The 16,068-nt window shown below is 51.6% G+C and carries 15 protein-coding genes, 1 tRNA gene and 1 pseudogene; 11 read left to right on the forward strand and 6 right to left on the reverse strand.

Annotated features, from left to right (window positions below):
• Positions 1–29 precede the first annotated feature (29 nt).
• The 3 genes from trxA to GSP01_RS03405 all read left to right on the forward strand — a co-directional run bounded on the left by trxA (position 30) and on the right by GSP01_RS03405 (position 2,452).
• The gene (trxA, locus tag GSP01_RS03395) at positions 30–356 is read left to right on the forward strand and encodes a thioredoxin TrxA (protein WP_141350744.1); all 327 of its coding nucleotides are present in this window, start codon (positions 30–32) and stop codon (positions 354–356) included.
• A gap of 74 nt (positions 357–430) precedes the next feature.
• Complete coding sequence (gene rnd, locus GSP01_RS03400; RefSeq protein ID WP_141350746.1) at positions 431–1,621, forward strand: ribonuclease D; 1,191 nt, start codon at positions 431–433, stop codon at positions 1,619–1,621.
• Between the two features lie 135 nt (positions 1,622–1,756).
• Positions 1,757–2,452 (forward strand): GcrA family cell cycle regulator, encoded by a 696-nt coding sequence (locus GSP01_RS03405; RefSeq protein ID WP_141350748.1) that lies wholly within the window; start codon positions 1,757–1,759, stop codon positions 2,450–2,452.
• 46 nt (positions 2,453–2,498) lie between these two features.
• Here the strand turns inward: GSP01_RS03405 and GSP01_RS03410 are convergent.
• Positions 2,499–3,175: pseudogene (locus GSP01_RS03410) on the reverse strand (IS5 family transposase).
• A gap of 550 nt (positions 3,176–3,725) precedes the next feature.
• Here GSP01_RS03410 and GSP01_RS03415 point away from each other — a divergent pair.
• From GSP01_RS03415 to GSP01_RS03430, 4 genes are all read left to right on the forward strand, one after another.
• Positions 3,726–4,073: a type II toxin-antitoxin system RelB/DinJ family antitoxin gene (locus GSP01_RS03415; protein WP_141350750.1), complete on the forward strand. Its 348-nt coding sequence runs from the start codon at positions 3,726–3,728 to the stop codon at positions 4,071–4,073.
• Positions 4,074–4,366: 293 nt separating this feature from the next.
• Positions 4,367–6,832, forward strand: a complete 2,466-nt coding sequence (locus tag GSP01_RS03420) for a hypothetical protein (RefSeq protein ID WP_228123737.1) — start codon at positions 4,367–4,369, stop codon at positions 6,830–6,832.
• A 314-nt stretch (positions 6,833–7,146) separates the two neighbouring features.
• Complete coding sequence (locus GSP01_RS03425) at positions 7,147–7,704, forward strand: recombinase family protein (protein ID WP_141350752.1); 558 nt, start codon at positions 7,147–7,149, stop codon at positions 7,702–7,704.
• On the forward strand, positions 7,697–8,413 hold the full coding sequence (locus tag GSP01_RS03430; RefSeq protein WP_141350754.1) for a hypothetical protein: 717 nt from the start codon (positions 7,697–7,699) through the stop codon (positions 8,411–8,413). Before GSP01_RS03425 ends, GSP01_RS03430 begins: the two co-directional genes overlap by 8 nt.
• Here the strand turns inward: GSP01_RS03430 and GSP01_RS03435 are convergent.
• From GSP01_RS03435 to dksA, 3 genes are all read right to left on the reverse strand, one after another.
• Positions 8,410–9,630 carry a tyrosine-type recombinase/integrase gene (locus GSP01_RS03435; RefSeq protein WP_255320857.1) on the reverse strand — a complete coding sequence of 407 codons (1,221 nt, stop codon included), beginning with the start codon at positions 9,628–9,630 and terminating at the stop codon, positions 8,410–8,412. The genes GSP01_RS03430 and GSP01_RS03435 overlap by 4 nt on opposite strands.
• A gap of 136 nt (positions 9,631–9,766) precedes the next feature.
• A tRNA-Thr gene (locus GSP01_RS03440) sits at positions 9,767–9,841 on the reverse strand.
• Positions 9,842–9,893: 52 nt separating this feature from the next.
• A complete protein-coding gene (dksA, locus tag GSP01_RS03445) occupies positions 9,894–10,307 on the reverse strand; it encodes an RNA polymerase-binding protein DksA (protein WP_141350758.1) in 414 nt (137 codons plus the stop codon).
• Positions 10,308–10,540: 233 nt separating this feature from the next.
• Between dksA and GSP01_RS03450 the strand changes: the two genes are divergently transcribed.
• From GSP01_RS03450 to GSP01_RS03460, 3 genes are read left to right on the forward strand one after another with little or no spacing between them, the layout of a single operon-like run.
• Positions 10,541–11,683, forward strand: coding sequence for a flagellar basal body P-ring protein FlgI (locus GSP01_RS03450; RefSeq protein ID WP_141350760.1), 1,143 nt, complete (start codon positions 10,541–10,543; stop codon positions 11,681–11,683).
• A complete protein-coding gene (locus GSP01_RS03455) occupies positions 11,683–11,985 on the forward strand; it encodes a rod-binding protein (protein WP_174787533.1) in 303 nt (100 codons plus the stop codon). Before GSP01_RS03450 ends, GSP01_RS03455 begins: the two co-directional genes overlap by 1 nt.
• Positions 11,982–12,416: a flagellar protein FlgN gene (locus GSP01_RS03460; RefSeq protein WP_141350762.1), complete on the forward strand. Its 435-nt coding sequence runs from the start codon at positions 11,982–11,984 to the stop codon at positions 12,414–12,416. The genes GSP01_RS03455 and GSP01_RS03460 overlap by 4 nt, the downstream gene beginning before the upstream one ends.
• 9 nt (positions 12,417–12,425) lie before the next feature.
• Here the strand turns inward: GSP01_RS03460 and GSP01_RS03465 are convergent, their stop codons facing one another.
• The gene (locus GSP01_RS03465; RefSeq protein ID WP_141350764.1) at positions 12,426–13,718 is read right to left on the reverse strand and encodes a hemolysin family protein; all 1,293 of its coding nucleotides are present in this window, start codon (positions 13,716–13,718) and stop codon (positions 12,426–12,428) included.
• A 154-nt stretch (positions 13,719–13,872) separates the two neighbouring features.
• On the reverse strand, positions 13,873–15,066 hold the full coding sequence (gene hpnH / locus GSP01_RS03470) for an adenosyl-hopene transferase HpnH (RefSeq protein WP_011252194.1): 1,194 nt from the start codon (positions 15,064–15,066) through the stop codon (positions 13,873–13,875).
• Between the two features lie 322 nt (positions 15,067–15,388).
• Here hpnH and GSP01_RS03475 point away from each other — a divergent pair, with 322 nt between their 5' ends.
• Positions 15,389–16,057: an ABC transporter substrate-binding protein gene (locus GSP01_RS03475; protein ID WP_141350766.1), complete on the forward strand. Its 669-nt coding sequence runs from the start codon at positions 15,389–15,391 to the stop codon at positions 16,055–16,057.
• Positions 16,058–16,068: the final 11 nt, after the last annotated feature.

The following is a 16,068-nucleotide window of genomic DNA, read 5'->3' on the forward strand; positions in this document are numbered from 1 at the left end:
AAATTTCATTCGCCACAAGGAATACCCTCATGAGCGCAAATACCGTTGCCGTCAGCGACAGCAGCTTCGATGCAGACGTCCTGAAGTCAGAAGGTCCGGTTCTGGTTGATTTCTGGGCAGAATGGTGCGGCCCGTGCAAGATGATCGCGCCGGCACTTGAGGAAATCGGCGCTGAGTACCAGGGCCGCCTGAAGGTTGCCAAGGTCAATATCGACTCCAACCCCGAAGCTCCGACCAAGTATGGCGTACGCAGCATTCCGACGCTGATCGTCTTCAAGGACGGCAAGCCGGTCGCCCAGCAGATGGGGGCGCTGCCCAAGAGCCAGCTCAAGGCCTGGATCGAACAGTCTCTCTGATCGACCCGCAACGGGACAGGGAAGGACGCTCAGAGGGCGTGGTCACGATCCTGCGCTTTGTGTAGGATCGTTTCATGCGCTCGAAAGCTCCGACCTTCCCGACCCCCGTTCTCCTGACCTCCAGTGAAGAGCTGGCCCGTATCTGCGAAAAATTGCAGAACGAGCCTTTCGTGACGATCGACACGGAATTTGTCCGGGAACGGACCTACTGGCCCGAGCTCTGTCTCGTGCAGCTCGCCGGAACCGAAGATGTTGTCCTGATTGACACTCTGGCGCCCGGTATTGATCTTGCCCCGCTTGGCGCCCTTCTGGCCAAGCCGGATTGCACCAAGGTCTTTCATGCCGCCCGGCAGGATCTTGAGATCTTTCTCCATATTTTCGATCGCCTCCCTGTCTCGGTTTTTGATACGCAGGTCGCTGCCATGGTAGCGGGCTTCGGCGATCAGGTCGGATATGACAGTCTGGTCGGCGCAATCACCGGCCGCAGCATCGACAAGGCGCACCGTTTCAGTGACTGGTCGGCCCGTCCGCTAAGCGCGGCGCAGCTCGCCTATGCCGCCGCTGACGTCACCCATCTGCGAACGGTCTATGAGGCGCTTCGCAAACAGCTTGCCGAGCAGGACCGTCTGCATTGGGCCGACTCCGAACAGGCGATCCTGACGGAAGAAAAAACATTCCGTCCCGATCCTCGTCGCTTGTGGGAAAAGCTAAAAGCCCGCACCAGCAATCGCCGGATGCTCGGCATTCTGCGTGAAGTCACCGCCTGGCGCGAACAGGAAGCGCAGAATGCCGATATTCCCCGTCAGCGCGTCATCCGTGATGAAAGCCTGTTGGAAATCGCAGCCGTTCATCCCGATACGGTCGAGGCTCTGTCCCGTATCCGGGGTGTGACCAAAGGGTTTGCCGACGGAAAGATGGGAAAGGGTCTTCTGGAAGCGATCCGTATTGCGCAGACTCTTCCAGAGTCTGAATTGCCAAAGCCCCCTTCGAAATCCGAACGCGCCCGCCCGTCTGCGGCCCTCGTTGCACTTCTGCGGGTTCTGTTGGCGGCCAAGTGTGAGGATCACAAGGTGGCGCCCCGTCTGGTGGCTTCTTCGGACGATCTGGATCTGATTGCCCTGGGCGAAACCGATGTTGGTGCGTTGAAAGGATGGCGGCGTGAGCTTTTCGGTCTGGATGCCCAGGCGCTGGTCCGCGGAGAAATTGCTTTGGCCGTGGTGAACGGCCTCGTAGAGCTTCAGCGCGTCGCCAAGCCGGTCGCATAAGAACCGCCTTCGACGTGGCGGGGAGTTTCTGGTAAGAAACGTCCCGAAGATGTTCCGGGTCCGGTGGGCCGGGATGGAAAATCAACAGGATATCGGGCCGGTTCAGGCACCGAAACGGGACAGGGAAACGAGCATATGGAGTGGACGGACGAGACGATCGCCAGACTTCGCGATCTGTGGAGTCAGGGACTTTCGACCGCCGAAATCGGCCGCCAGCTCTCCATCACCAAGAATGCTGTCGTCGGAAAGGCTCATCGTCTGGGCCTGCCGCCCCGCCCGTCTCCCATTCGGAACCGCAAGGTCACGGACGGTGAAACAGGGACGACGGAAGCAACGCCCCGTCGCAAAAGCCCCTCCCGCGCCAAGGTTGCCGAACCTGCGGCAGTGGACCTGTTTGTGAATAAGGAAGCGGCTCCGGCCAAGGTGCCTGCAGCTGTTGCGGAGAAGGCGCCAGAAAAGCCTGCTGCTCCGGTCCGCAAAGCACCTTCTGTCGCCCCTGAAGCCGCGACGAAGCCTACGTCTCAGCCAGTCGATGCCTCGCATCCTCTTCCAGTGGCCGCCAAGGAACCCTTCGCGGCCCGCCGGGAGCTTGCTGCAGCTCCCAAGCCGGAACCTCGCGTTGCCCCTGTCCCACGTCCGGTCACGCCGCCGCGCTTTTCGACTGCGGGCATCGACCGTCCGACCCGCCGTGGCCCGTCCTGCTGTTGGCCTATCGGCGACCCCGGCACACCGGGTTTTCATTTCTGCGGTGCCACCCCGCTTCCTGGAAAGCCCTATTGTGCCGAGCATGCGGCCATTGCGTACGTAAAGATCCGCGACCGTCGCGATTAAAAGATGCATTAGCCTGAAAAAGCCGCCCTTCCATTAGGTTCAGGCCTCATAGGCAGAACAGAACGGTTGTAGCGAAGCAGATTGCCGAGAAGAAGGCATTCGGACATATGGCGGCGTGTTGCGACACGCCGCTGGTCCTTAAGGCGCCTGAACATGATCTTGATACGATTGTGGCGTTTATATTTCCGCCTGTCGTATTTGACTGGTTTCTCGAGAGATTTACGTCCTGGAATGCAGTGCCTGATTCCTTTTGCCTCCAGGGCATCCCTGAAGCAGCCGGCATCATAATCTCGATCCGTCAGCAACCACTGTGTCATGGGAAGGCTGTCCAGCAGAGCCGAGGCACCGGCACCGGTGTCATCACTGACCTTGTCTAACTGTCATGAAAAGGCTCAACGGTCGTCCGTTCTGATCGGTGACCGACATGCAGTTTGGTGTTCATGTCCCCTTTGGTGCGATCGCCTGGGTTCTCCTTTTTCAGCGCAGGCTGGCAGCCGTGCGGTGCGTCTTGAGAGACGTCGCATCAATCATAGTGGTCTGAGGATCGGCCTTTACAGCAGACAAACTATCCACGACCCGCATGAAAATGAATTTCACCTCAACGCAGACCATTACGGCTCACGAAAATAATACCGCTCAGCACGCGGCAGTCATCAACGCGAGATTTGCCATGGCTTCTTGGGAAAGAACGGCCACAGACAGCTCCAGCTGTTCATCCGTCAGTCAAAACAGATCGCTAACCTTCAGTCTCCTCACAGAGCCTGATTCAGATTTCCACAATCAAATCAATGGAGCCTGAGCCCAGGTACGGTGGTGAGCCGCAGCGAACTTTTCTAATGAAAAATTAGGCACGCCCGACTGTAGCACTAAACGAAGGAGACTACCTCTCTAGGTTAAGAGCTACGCAGTCGTTTTTTTTCTGGGGTGAGGGCTGTGGAAAGCCCAATATTGCTGGGGTAGATGGCACAAAAAATTTTTCTGCTTAAATAATTTTTTGTGAAGTAAGCTGGTGCTGCTGGACAGGATTGAACTGTCGACCTCTCCCTTACCAAGGAATTTATGCAGCCAAAAATCCGTGTAAAAACAGAAACATAAAATCTCAACAGGCCAAATATGCTAGGACTATGCTAGAATTTCAAGTCCTAGAATCGTTATGTGCTAGACACCCCCTTGTGGGGTCAAAGCTTTTGATCTTCAGGCGCAAACGCACACCCTAGTCATTTTTTTCTGTTAGCTGGATTTGATATAACTTTTTTCTCAGGAGAAGGTGTAGATGGCTGAGAAACTAAAGCTAACCCCTGTGGATGTATCCTATCTCTTAGAATCTGAGGAAGAGCGGCAATCCCTTATGCAGGACGCACTGGCGTCAGGTGATCAGGCGATTATCGCTCGTGCTCAGATGATGATTGATGAAGCCATGGCAAAACAGATGGACGATGACAGTGGGCTTGTTTGCTTCGTTTCTGATGAGGAGAAGCAGGTTGTCATGGACGTATGTGAGAAAGCGGGTGTGACACTCTCAGAAGCCGTTGAGATGCTTCTTCAATATATTGTCGAGCATAAGGCTATTCTGCCGTTTTTGCTGGAAGCACAAAAACAGAAGTCAGCTGGTCAGCGTTAAGAGTTACGCCCCTTTATCGGGGCTTCACCATAAACGAGTTTGTAACGAAAAGTTACACTTTTTGTGTTTCTATATAGGACTTAAAAGTAGAAGTTTTTTGCGCACGCGTTATCTCATGAGATAAATAGAAATGAGCAGTTAGTTCTATTTTGGCAGTTCAGAGACAGGCTGTGCTGATGATAAATAAAAACAGGAAATGTAAATTCCCTTTCAAATCAGCACAAAGCCAGTGAGTTGCCAAAAACTTACTGGCTTTTTTTATATCAAGATTTGAAAAGGAAAAAATTATCCATATGAAATACACATCAGCATTATGCGGTTCAGGAAAAACTCATACTGTCATTCGTTCTATCGCAAAAAACAAATATAAGTTCAGAGGTAGGGCTATTCTGGTTCAGCCAAAAAAACAGAATCTTATTGAGTCCGAAGCAGCCCTAAAATCACTTGGTATGGCCCCGCAGGTCATCGATGAAGACCATATTCCTGTTGATAAGCACGGAAAGAAAGAAACTACTGTAGCAGCCAGATTAAACGCTTACATGGGGGCTCAACGTACCCCAAAAGCTGAAGACGTACTCCTTGTTACTCACGCTTCTTTTTTTAACATAATTCGGAAAATGAGGCCTGAAGCTAAAGCCCATTACGTAGTCATATTTGACGAGACGCCACAAAATGTCTTTGGCCAGTTTCAACTTTCTTTAAGCACTAATGCTAACCTCATCACAGACCATATCATCACTGAAGAATCTCAGCATGAAGATTTTTTTCGACTTGTACCTAAGGATGATGTGGATATTCAAATCTTCCTCACAAAAGAAGGTGAAGATGAAGTCAATGATAAGTTGCGTGGCCTGTTTGATAAACTTCTTGATGATGACTTTAAGTGTGAAATTAGAAAAGACTTATGGAGTAAGTTTCTAAAGAACAAAAAGAATTCAAAAAACAATGTCGCTTTCACGGCGCACCACTACATGCAGCCAACCATTTTTAGTGGCTTCAAATATGTTCATTTCCTATCAGCTAAATTCATTGAATCTGACTTGTTTCATATTTTTCAAAAACAAGGAGTTCATTTTGAAGAAAAGGAACTAAAAGTTCGTTATTCGGAACATAAGAACACAACAAACACACATATTCGATATTGTATGGAAAGAGATTTTTCAAAGAGCAAACGTACAAATCTGTGTAAAAATGGGAAAACAATAATTCAAAATATTCTAGATGTTTCTAGAATGAATATTCAAGATGATAAAACCCTACTCGTTTTGAATAAGGATATGATTGACGGTGATAGCGATCTATTGAGGAGTATTAAAATACCACAAAATGTTGAGATTATAAGTTCGTATGTTCATGGATTAAATGAGTACCAAGACGTACATCACATAACTTTTGCAGCATCTTTGAACTACAGAGATACCCAGTCTGACTTTTTGTTCGATAGATTCGGGATCTCGTATGAGGACATTGATAGAAGTTTCTTGTTTTCAAGCACTTATCAAGCTGTATGTCGTACCTCTATTCGCAACATGAATGATGACTCATTCCGTGTAATTACAGTTCCTGACCGCCGTTCTGCTGCCTACTTGCAAGAGGTGCTTGGTATCCCAGATGAGCGTGTTAAGTCTCTTGAAGATCATATGTACTTGTATGAAGAAAAAACTTCAGGGGGGCAGAGAAAAGAGCATAAGCAAACAAAGGAAATGACTGAGTTAAAGAAGTCGGCAAAAAAGATTATTATCAAAGAATGTGAAGAATTTTCAAATTTTATGATCGACGGAGAAAGTAGGTTTAGAATTAACCTTCTTGATAAGACTGTCACAACGCAAGTTTCAAAAGTGCTTGATTTCGAGAATCCAGAAGACATTCTAGATTTCTTTGAAAAAGAGAGTTCCTTCACCTCAAATGATAAGTACACAGAAGATAGATTGGCATGGTGTGCCCTTATCAATACAGAGGCTTTGTTAAATCCTAAGACAGGTCTTATCAAGCAATACGGTGAAGCGAACAACGCGGGTTATACGTGTCTTATGTTCGATAAGGATACGTCAAAAACAGGTGAAGACATTTCGTTTTCTGAGTGTGCTGCTTGGTTCAAGAAGCAGAACTGGTCATTCTTTATGTACGAGACATACTCGGGGGCAGGTAACTTCCGTGTGGTGCTTCCTATGACGCAGGTCATCACATGTGAGGCGCATGAACTGCTCACAAAATGGATTAACAAGAGTATCGGGAATTTAGGGTTCAAAGCTGCCGAGAATGAGCCTGGCCCGTTTGATTCAAGCAAATTCAATGCTGCTTCAAAATTCTTTCTGCCAAACCATAAGGTTGGCACCAAGATCAAAACCTATAGGCACACAGGAACGGTTTTTAACCCGATCAAGGCGCTCATAAGCAAAGAAGTGAAAATCTCTGATCAGATGGCTGAGGCGAAGCAGGGGCAAACTTCACACAAAAAGAAAATCTATGAACGCGTTATCAATCCTGCACTGACTGCAATCAATAAGACAGAAACGCGGGCGGGTTTGCGAAATAGGAAGAGCGAGGAAGCCAAAGAGAGGTTCTTGCAATCCAAAGGACATAACGAACTGGCTGAATTAGTTAGAAAAATGACGTTCTGGGAAAAGTCGGATGAAATTCTACCGTTTGTCTTAATGAATTATCGAAGCGGTCCTGACATGCAGAGGGAGACTGAAGGATTGATCCGACAGTACGCATCCATTGAAACATGTACGCAGAAGTATGGCTGGTCAGAGTAACTTGGATTACGCCCCTTTATCGGGGCTTCATCATTGATTGAAGGGATATATGTAACGAAAAGTTACACTTTTTGTGTTTCTATATAGGACTTAAAAGTAGAAGTTTTTGAGGCGCAGCCTCTGTCTATTTGTTAGTGCGCTCAGGTGAGCAAGCACATGTCAGAAGAAGTTTTATATACGAGTTTGATCGTCACTTTAGGGCTTGCCCATGTGTGACAAACGAGCGCACACATAAATCTGTCACTTTAGACTCGCTTTCATAATTTTGTGACATTATGTTCTGTATGTCTAAGATTTCAAAGTGACAAACGAACATGATTTTCGGATACGCACGCACTTCCACACATGACCAACAGAACGGGCTTCACGCGCAGATTGACGAACTGACAGGGCAGGGATGTGAGCGCGTGTATTCTGAACAGGTGTCAGGCACACAGAGAGACAGACCTGAACTCACCAAACTTCTGGATAACCTCAGACAAGGCGACGTTCTGTATGTCACCAAGCCAGACAGACTCGCCAGAAACACACAACACCTGCTGGAAATCATCGAACTGCTCGAACAGAAAGGATGCTCACTTGTCATCCTGTCTATGGGTGGTGCTCAGTTAGACACACGCAACGCGACTTCGAAGCTGATGCTGACCATGCTTGGCGCAATCGCTGAGTTTGAACGCGCACTTATGAAAGAAAGACAGCAAGAAGGAATTGCCAAGGCAAAGGAACAAGGCAAATATCGTGGAAGAAAGCCAACAGCTATGGCTCAATCACAGGACATTCAAAAGATGAAATCTGAGGGTGTTTCTGTCACTGACATAGCTAAGAAGCTGAATATCTCCCGCATGTCAGTCTATAGGGCCTTAAATGATTGAAAAAATTAAAAAAACCATAAGGGATTACCCAATATGGTGTTGTCTTTTCTCTGTCGCATTAGGGTTCGTAACTTACGGAATAGATGTGTTTTTAAGTGGATGTAGTCAAGATGTTATCTTGAAAGCCGTACCTACTGCCATATTGGGGGCGATTACAGCATACATTGCTTATCAGCAGCACATAATTTCGAAGTCTCAGAAAGAAATTGCCGAAGATAAGCATCGATTAGAACTATTTGAGAAGAGGTTTGAAACCTATGAAGTCTTTTTAAACATTGCCCTCTGGTCTTCTGAGAGGAAAAGTTACAAACACAAAAGTTGTGGGGATTTTGAACTTATTGACCAAGAAAAATGGAAAGAGTCTGAGAAATATGAAGAAGAATTCTATGAGAACCGTCGAAAGTTAATTTCACTCGGAGAGCAGTCACGTTTTCTCTTTGGGGATGATGTGTGTAGCGTCCTTGACAAAACTAGAAAAATTATTTTCAATATAGAGAAGAATATTAAAATTATCAGACAAAAAAGAACCCGCCTTCCAGAGGTCGAAACTATTTTCGCTGATATGGCTAGAGATTCTTCTTCTGAATTTAAGCCTTTTGAGGACCTTATTCGTAAAGATCAATTATACTTAACGGAGTTTTATCAAAAAAAGCTTCCAGAAATAATGGGGCCTTATCTCAAGACGACCCCATATATCTCTAAGGACTAACTCCGTTTAGGGCGTAACATGTCCTTGTATTTCTCATTTGTGTTGTGGTCGTAGTGTGCTTCTAACATTTGCACACTCGTCCCTGTGTTCCTTGCCAAGATGTACGCATCAACGCCATTCTTAAGCTGCTCAGTTATATAGAAGTGCCTCAAGCTGTAAGGCGTTCGTTTAACCCCACGATAATCTCTCACAAGGTCACATGCTTCCAGTGCGCGTGTGAACTGTCCTGAGAAGGATTTGAATGGGGTTTTGTCTTGATGAAGGAACAGCGGATCGTTCCTGTCAGGCGAGAAGGAAGCGAGTTCCTGATAAGTTCGATACAACCAAACGATAGCGTCTTTAACTTCTCTGTGCGGGATCAGTTCGCGTGATTTCGCTTTCCCATACACTCTCAGATGTACGTCGTGTGCGTATGGCCTTCCCTTGTCATTAAACTTCAATCCCAGAACGTCACCCCACTTCATGTTTTTCACTTCTGTGGGTCTCATGCCTGTCATGGCGATGGTCTGGATGTAGCAACTGAACAGAATACGATCGTACTTCACGGCAGGATTCAGATTGTCCTCTGTGAATTGTGCGAAGGCGTACTCCCTAAGGCGTTTGTATTCCTCACATGAGAAGCCAGGACGCGCTGTGTAGCCCACCTTGGCAGTTCGGATTTCAGGGATTGATTTGATGTACTGCGAATCGAAGCAGAACTGAAAGAACCCATTCAAAGCAGCACGTTCACGATTCAACGTCGCGGGAGTAGGGCGCACTCGCTTCTTTTGGGTGATTGGGGAAGTGATGGTTTTCCCATTTCGTTCGTATGTGATGAACTGAATGTCTTTGCCTGGTCCTGAAATCCAGTAGTCAGAACGCCATGAGAGATAGGCATCCACGGACTTACTAGAAATAAAGTTAGGATTGTGTTCGCCAAAGAACCCATCGACATACCGTGTGAGAATGGCTGTGTTCTGAACTGCTACATTTTTAGGCAAACGGGCTTGAGCAACACGCGCTTCCATATGAGCAATGTAATCTTGGATGATGCGTGAGATGGATTTCGCACGGACGTTCAAACCGCTCTCAGCTTTCAGAAGCGATTCATAATAGAATCTCTGAGCAAGCTTTTCCGCTTCGTGACGGTCTCTCGTTCCTAGCGATTTTCGGATTTGTCCCTGACCGGGAATTGAGAACCGAACAGACCAGTTAGCAGAGCCGGTCTGTTTGAACACATTATATGGTGCGGAAACTACGCTAGAACTATGCTTATCCACGCGCAAAAGCCTTGTTTTCTGCCCCTATGCTAACACTAAGTTAGGGGTAAATGAGACAAGCTGAAATCTTAAGTCTCTGAAAAACAAGGAAAAATGGTGCTGCTGGACAGGATTGAACTGTCGACCTCTCCCTTACCAAGGGAGTGCTCTACCACTGAGCTACAGCAGCATACCGTTGCCTTGGCGCGCTTCGTAACGGGTCAGCGCGCCAAGTGCAAGCCTTAATCGTCCCGATGGACCTTTTCCATGCGCTCGTGGCGTTCCTGTGCGTCGATGGATAGGGTCGCGATAGGACGTGCTTCAAGGCGTTTCAGGCCGATCGGCTCTCCCGTCTCTTCGCAGAAACCGTAGCTTCCGTCGTCGATGCGTTCGAGGGCCATGTTGATCTTGGCGATCAACTTGCGCGCACGGTCACGGGTGCGAAGTTCGAAAGCCCGGTCAGTTTCGACGCTGGCGCGGTCGGTAATGTCTGATTCATGAATTCCGCCTTCCGAGAGACTCGCAAGGGTTCCATCCGCCTCTTTCAGTAGATCCAGACGCCAGCGCAGAAGCTTCTGTCTGAAGTACTCGACCTGAAGCGGGTTCATGAACTCTTCATTGTCGGAGGGTCTATAATCCGGCGGCAGCGTAATCATGCACATCCAATCCTGGCTGATCTGCCAACGTCCGCTTCCAACAGGCGCAGGCGATAACGCGCGGCTTATAGCCATCCCAGCCGCATCCGCCAACCCCGAACATGCTTTACCCGTTTGTCGGAAAGCCCGGAAATCTGCGTCCCTGTTAGGGGTTTCTTTACCCTGTACGCCCATCCTCAACACCTGAAACCTCCAGACCTCTCTTGCAGGCATCAGGATACACACCGCCGCCCATGCGCTTTTTCACGCAATCTTCGTTCCCCTTCCGGACCCTGACACAGCGACTGACTGCGTTTGTTTGTGTCGGACTGCTTTTCCTGCCGGGCTTTACTCTGGCTGCTAGCGTTCGCATCAAGGATATCACGGACATGGAAGGTGTTCGGAGCAACCAGTTGATCGGATACGGTCTGGTGGTGGGGCTGAACGGGACGGGCGACCGGTTGACCAATACGATTTTTACTCGTGAAACCCTGATTTCCATGCTGAACCGTCTGGGCGTTAACATCCGCGATCAGGAAACCCAACTCCAGACGCATGATGTGGCTGCTGTCATGGTGACAGCCGACCTTCCGGCATTCGTTCATGGGGGTAACCGGATCGATGTGACGGTCTCGGCTGCGGGTGACGCGTCCTCCTTGACGGGCGGAACGCTTCTGGTGACCCCCCTGATGGCCGCTGATGGTGAAGTCTATGCTGTTGCTCAGGGCTCTCTGGCGACCAATGCCTTTTCCGCTCGTGGGGCTGCTGCATCCATTACCCGCAACGTGCCCACCAGCGGGCATATCGCCAATGGTGGTATCGTCGAACGGGAAGTCCCTTTTGACCTTAGCCATCGTTCGAACCTGCATCTGAGTCTGCGTAACCCCGATTTCACGACGGCGAGTCGGATTGCGGCCATCATAAACCGGAGCTTCGGGCCGATTGCGATCGTTCAGGATCCACGGACAGTCCTGCTGGATCTGAGCAATCATGATCCGGTCTCTACGCTCTCCCGAATCGGAGACCTTCTGGTCACTCCGGATACACCGGCCAAGGTGGTCGTAGACGAAGCCAGTGGCACTATCATCATGGGGGCAGACGTCCGGATCAGTACGGTGGCGGTGGCACAGGGCAATTTGACGGTTCAGGTGACGGAGACGCCCCAGGTCTCTCAGCCGGGGCCATTCTCCGGCGGGCAGACGGCCGTCGTGCCCCGCACAAACGTCAAGGTGGATACGGGCAAGACCCATCATCTTGCGGTCGTTCCGGGGGGCACCACGCTCCGGGAGCTTGTTTCAGGGTTAAATGCGCTCGGAGTAGGGCCAAGAGACATGATCAGCATTCTGCAGGCCATCAAGGCCGATGGCGCCCTGCAAGCAGAACTGGAGATGCGTTGATGACAGTATTCTCGACCACCGCCACGGTATCGCAGGGATTACCACTGCACGGGCAGAAGGCAGATCCAGCCAAGACCCTGAAGTCGGCGCAGAGTTTCGAGTCGATGGCGATCAACCAGATGCTTCAGCCCATGTTCGCCACGGCTGAAGAGAGCGACAGCATGTTCAGTGGCGGGGCAGGGGAAAAGCAGTTCCGGCCCATGCTGGTGGAACAAATTGCCAAGCAGATGGAAAATAACGGTGGAATAGGCCTGACGGACGCGATTGATCGTCAGATGCTAGCTATGCAGGAGCAGAAATGAGCGCTTCCATTATTCCGGCCATGCAGCGGCTGATCGCCATTCTCGAAGCGGAAAACTCTGCACTGGAAGAAGCACGGATTCCAGACGCTCTGGCTCTTCTTCCGGAAAAGCAGGACGCAGCCAGAACGCTGGAGCAGGAAGTTTCTGAGGCCAATGGCCGCAGGGAGAATTTGTGTCTGTGCTGCCCTGAGGACGATGAGGCGGTTGCGCGGGAAGACGCGCCAGCCTCTCCCTACCGCGATCTGCTGGAGCAGATGACGGCACTAGGCAATCGCAATGGCGAGCTTCTGCAAAGGGCCATTAAAGCCCAGAAGCGCGTCATCGAACTGCTGACATCCACGCCGATGACGGCTCAGCCGCAGAATTACGGTAATCAGGGCGGCTATGCCCCTGTGACAGACAGGGTGGCCTTGTTTGTAAACAAAGTCTGAATTTTAGACTTAGTCTTCAGCGAGAACCTGATGACTGACTTTGACCCTTCCGACGCGTCGGCGATCCATTTCCAAAACCTCAAATAGCCAGCCCCCGAACGCCACCTTGTCTCCCCGGGCTGGAACGCGCCGCAGAAGGGCCAGTATCACGCCGCCGAGGGTATGATATCCGCCCGCGCCCGGCAGTTCCGGCAGATCAAGACGGGAGCGCAGTTCATCCGCTGGCATGAAGCCATCGAAAATATATTCATCTTCGCCTTCGGTCACCTGAAGTTCTGAAGACGAGGATTCGGTTTTTTCCTCGCCGACAATGGCTTCAAAAACGTCTGAGGGCGTTACGATGCCCTCGAAGGAACCGTATTCGTCCAGAACGAAAGTAATGCCAAGATTGACCCCGCGCATGCGTTCGATCATGTCCTGGGCACTGAGACTGTCCGGGATGACCGGGGGTTCACGCAGGACAGCATCGACGGAAACTGGAAGCTTCAGCAGCAGCCGGTCCATGATGTCCTTGGCCAGAATGACCCCGACGGGATGATCGACGTCTCCCTCACAGACGACAATCCGGGCGTAAGAAGATTGGCGTAGTTTGCGGGTCAGCGTTTCCTGATCCGCATGTCTGTCGATCCAGAAAAGCTCGTTACGAGGGGTCATGATGGCCCGGACCGGGCGGTCTGCCAGACGCAGAAGGCGCTCGATCATGGCCTGCTCGTCGGTTTCGAGAACGCCGGCGCGAGCACCTTCGGCCAGAACGGCTTTCAGTTCTTCCTCTGTTACTGCTGCGCGTGTCAGAGGGCCGACATGGAGCAGGCGGAGCACCAGTGAAGACGTGCCGCTGAGTAGCCAGACAATCGGTTGTGCGATCCGGGCCACGCCGACCAGTAGCCATGCCAGCCGTGAGGCAATGGCTTCGGGCTGCTGCAATGCGATCTGTTTTGGGATGAGTTCACCGAAAACCAGCATAGCGAAGGTGATCATCGCTACGACCAGAACGATCGAGATTTCGCTCGCAATCGGACGAAGCGAGGGAATGTTGGCAATCCATGCCGTGACGGTACTTTCCATCTGGCTACCGCCAAACGTGCCTTCAAGGATGGAAACTAGTGTCATGCCCACCTGCACGGTTGGCAGGAAGCTGTGCGGATCTTCTGCCAGTCGGATTGCGGTCGTGGCCCCCCGGATACCCTGCTTGGCCAGCACGTCCAGCCGTGGTCGTTTTGCCGAGATGAGTGCCATTTCTCCCATGGCAAACACGGCATTGAGGAAAATGAGCAGACAGATAACGAGGATAGGGGTCAGCATGATCCGGCCAGAATAATGAAGACATAACCATAACAGGACGACTGGCGGATGGCATGTCCTTGATTTTGTCCCCGCGGAGGAAAGACTTTCTCCATAAAAAAACCGGCTCGCGAAGAGCCGGTTTCTGCTTCGTCCCTAGGGGAGAAACGGGTCCTCAGTCTGCTGCGTCAGCCACATCCGAAACCGTGTTGGCTGGACGGCCATTCACGCGGACGCGGGGGCCACGGGCCGGTTTGGCGCCCGTGGAGATTCGCTCCATCTGCTGCTGGACCTGCTCCTCGTAGCCGTATTCGGCCGGGCGCTGGTTGGCGAGCGAGATTTCCGGGACCATCGGCTTTTCGGTTTCCGGTCCGAACAAAGCTACTTTCGCGATATGCCAAGGACGCGCGACGGCGTCCATGACGGCCGTGGACTCGTAGCCGGAATGCACCATGCAGTCGGCGCATTTTTCGTAAGCGCCGGTGCCGTATTGCTCCCAGGCCGTATCGTCCATCAGCTCCTTGAAGGTCTTGGCATAGCCTTCGCCGAGCAGATAGCATGGACGCTGCCAGCCGAAGACCGTGCGAAGCGGCTTGCCCCAGGGCGTGCAGTGATAATTCTCGTTGCCGGCCAGGAAGTTCAGAAACAGTGGCGACTGCGTGAAGCGCCATTTCTTGCCCTTGCCAAGGCGGAAGATGTCGCGGAACAGCTGCTTCGTTTTCTGTCGGTTCAGGAAGTGTGCCTGATCCGGTGCGCGCTCATAGGCATAGCCCGGAGCGGTCATGATGCCGTCCACGCCCATGGCCATGACTTCGTCGAAGAAGGCCGCAACGCGTTCCGGAACAGCACCGTCGAACAGGGTGCAGTTGATGGAGACGCGGAAACCACGGGACTTCGCAAGACGGATCGCTGCGGTCGCACGTTCGAAAACGCCTTCCTGGCAGACAGAGGCGTCATGCATGAGCTGGTCGCCATCCAGATGCACGTCCCAAGAGAAGAACGGGGACGGTTCGTAATCGTCGAGCTTTTTTTCAAGCAGCAGGCCGTTCGTGCACAGATAGACGTATTTTTTTCGCCCGATCAAACCTTTGACGATCTGAGGCATTTCCTTGTGCAGGAGAGGCTCACCACCGGCGATGGCGATGACAGGAGCGCCGGCTTCCGTGTCGGCATCCAGACATTCCTGAAGGCTAAGACGCTGGTTCAGGATCTGCGCAGGGTAGTCGATCTTGCCGCAACCGGCGCATGCCAGGTTGCAGCGGAACAGCGGTTCGAGCATCAGGACCAGCGGATATCGCTTGCGGCCCGTGAGGTGCTGCTTGACAACGTACCGTCCGACTCGGACAGCCTGCATCAAAGGAACGGCCATTATAATCCTCTGGTTCTAGCCACCGGAAGGTGCGTCCATAGGGCGCCCGGGGCCTTGCACATCGTGGATGGCTCGTGGCTGTCTTCCTTGTTTCGGTTCTGGAAACCAAGAAACATGAAGGACCATCGAGCATTAGATTGACTGCCTATAGACCCATTGTCGTGTTCGCCTCAATGTCAGGCGGCATATTTCGCATCAGGGCTGTGGCTAATCGAGCACAGATCGATCTATGGATACCAGAACTTGTTGCAGAGAACTTGATACAGCGTGTCCTGAACCTGATCTCTACGCACGGAATTGTCTACAGGACGAAAGCACGATCATGATTTGCCGTTTTCCCCCGAAAGTGACCCTGTCCCTTCTGTCCGTCTGCCTCCTGACGGGGTCTGTTGCCATGACGGCGCTTTCTCCGGCTGCCTTGGCCCAGACGGCTGGCGCAGCCTCTCCGGTTGATGCGGCATCTGCGGTATCGCCGGTTTCGGCCCTTTATGACGCCCTGAAAGCGGCCCAGAAGACGGGAAAGACCGCACAGCAGCGTGCGACGATGATCGCCCCGGCCGTAGATCGTGCCTTCGACCTCGAAGCAATTCTCCGTCGCTCGGTTGGCGTGCGTTACAACAACCTTAGCCCTTCTGACCGGACCCGTCTTCTGGGATCTTTCCGCCAGTTCACGATTGCCCGCTACGCCTCTTCGTTCAAACCTGAAGCCCAAGCCGCCTTTAGGATCAATCCGCAGACGCGCCCTAACCCGACCGGCGGCCTGATTGTTGATACGACGATCGGTGGCACGGATGGGGGTGATGTCACGCCGATCGACTACATCATGACGAATGGCACGTCCGGCTGGCGGATCACCGACGTCCTGCTTAACGCTCATATCAGTCAGGTTGCTGCCCAGCGCGCCGATTTCGGCGGGGCTTTGAGTCAGGGTGGTGCCAGCGGTCTGGCTGATCATCTGGACAGCAAGACTGCCCATTTCCTGCATGACTGAGTCCGCCCCCG

The organism is Gluconobacter sphaericus NBRC 12467 (assembly GCF_006539125.1).
In the GTDB taxonomy this organism is placed as follows: Bacteria; Pseudomonadota; Alphaproteobacteria; order Acetobacterales; family Acetobacteraceae; genus Gluconobacter; species Gluconobacter sphaericus.

What these genes read in the sequence shown, in the direction of transcription:
- GSP01_RS03450 (WP_141350760.1), top strand. Translation starts at nt 10,541, where the DNA reads ATGCGCTTTTTCACGCAATCTTCGTTCCCCTTCCGGACCCTGACACAG.
- GSP01_RS03405 (WP_141350748.1), top strand. Translation starts at nt 1,757, where the DNA reads ATGGAGTGGACGGACGAGACGATCGCCAGACTTCGCGATCTGTGGAGT.
- GSP01_RS03460 (WP_141350762.1), top strand. Translation starts at nt 11,982, where the DNA reads ATGAGCGCTTCCATTATTCCGGCCATGCAGCGGCTGATCGCCATTCTC.
- GSP01_RS03420 (WP_228123737.1), top strand. Translation starts at nt 4,367, where the DNA reads ATGAAATACACATCAGCATTATGCGGTTCAGGAAAAACTCATACTGTC.
- dksA (WP_141350758.1), bottom strand. Translation starts at nt 10,307, where the DNA reads ATGATTACGCTGCCGCCGGATTATAGACCCTCCGACAATGAAGAGTTC.
- GSP01_RS03465 (WP_141350764.1), bottom strand. Translation starts at nt 13,718, where the DNA reads ATGCTGACCCCTATCCTCGTTATCTGTCTGCTCATTTTCCTCAATGCC.
- GSP01_RS03425 (WP_141350752.1), top strand. Translation starts at nt 7,147, where the DNA reads ATGATTTTCGGATACGCACGCACTTCCACACATGACCAACAGAACGGG.
- GSP01_RS03430 (WP_141350754.1), top strand. Translation starts at nt 7,697, where the DNA reads ATGATTGAAAAAATTAAAAAAACCATAAGGGATTACCCAATATGGTGT.
- GSP01_RS03455 (WP_174787533.1), top strand. Translation starts at nt 11,683, where the DNA reads ATGACAGTATTCTCGACCACCGCCACGGTATCGCAGGGATTACCACTG.
- hpnH (WP_011252194.1), bottom strand. Translation starts at nt 15,066, where the DNA reads ATGGCCGTTCCTTTGATGCAGGCTGTCCGAGTCGGACGGTACGTTGTC.
- trxA (WP_141350744.1), top strand. Translation starts at nt 30, where the DNA reads ATGAGCGCAAATACCGTTGCCGTCAGCGACAGCAGCTTCGATGCAGAC.
- GSP01_RS03415 (WP_141350750.1), top strand. Translation starts at nt 3,726, where the DNA reads ATGGCTGAGAAACTAAAGCTAACCCCTGTGGATGTATCCTATCTCTTA.
- rnd (WP_141350746.1), top strand. Translation starts at nt 431, where the DNA reads ATGCGCTCGAAAGCTCCGACCTTCCCGACCCCCGTTCTCCTGACCTCC.
- GSP01_RS03475 (WP_141350766.1), top strand. Translation starts at nt 15,389, where the DNA reads ATGATTTGCCGTTTTCCCCCGAAAGTGACCCTGTCCCTTCTGTCCGTC.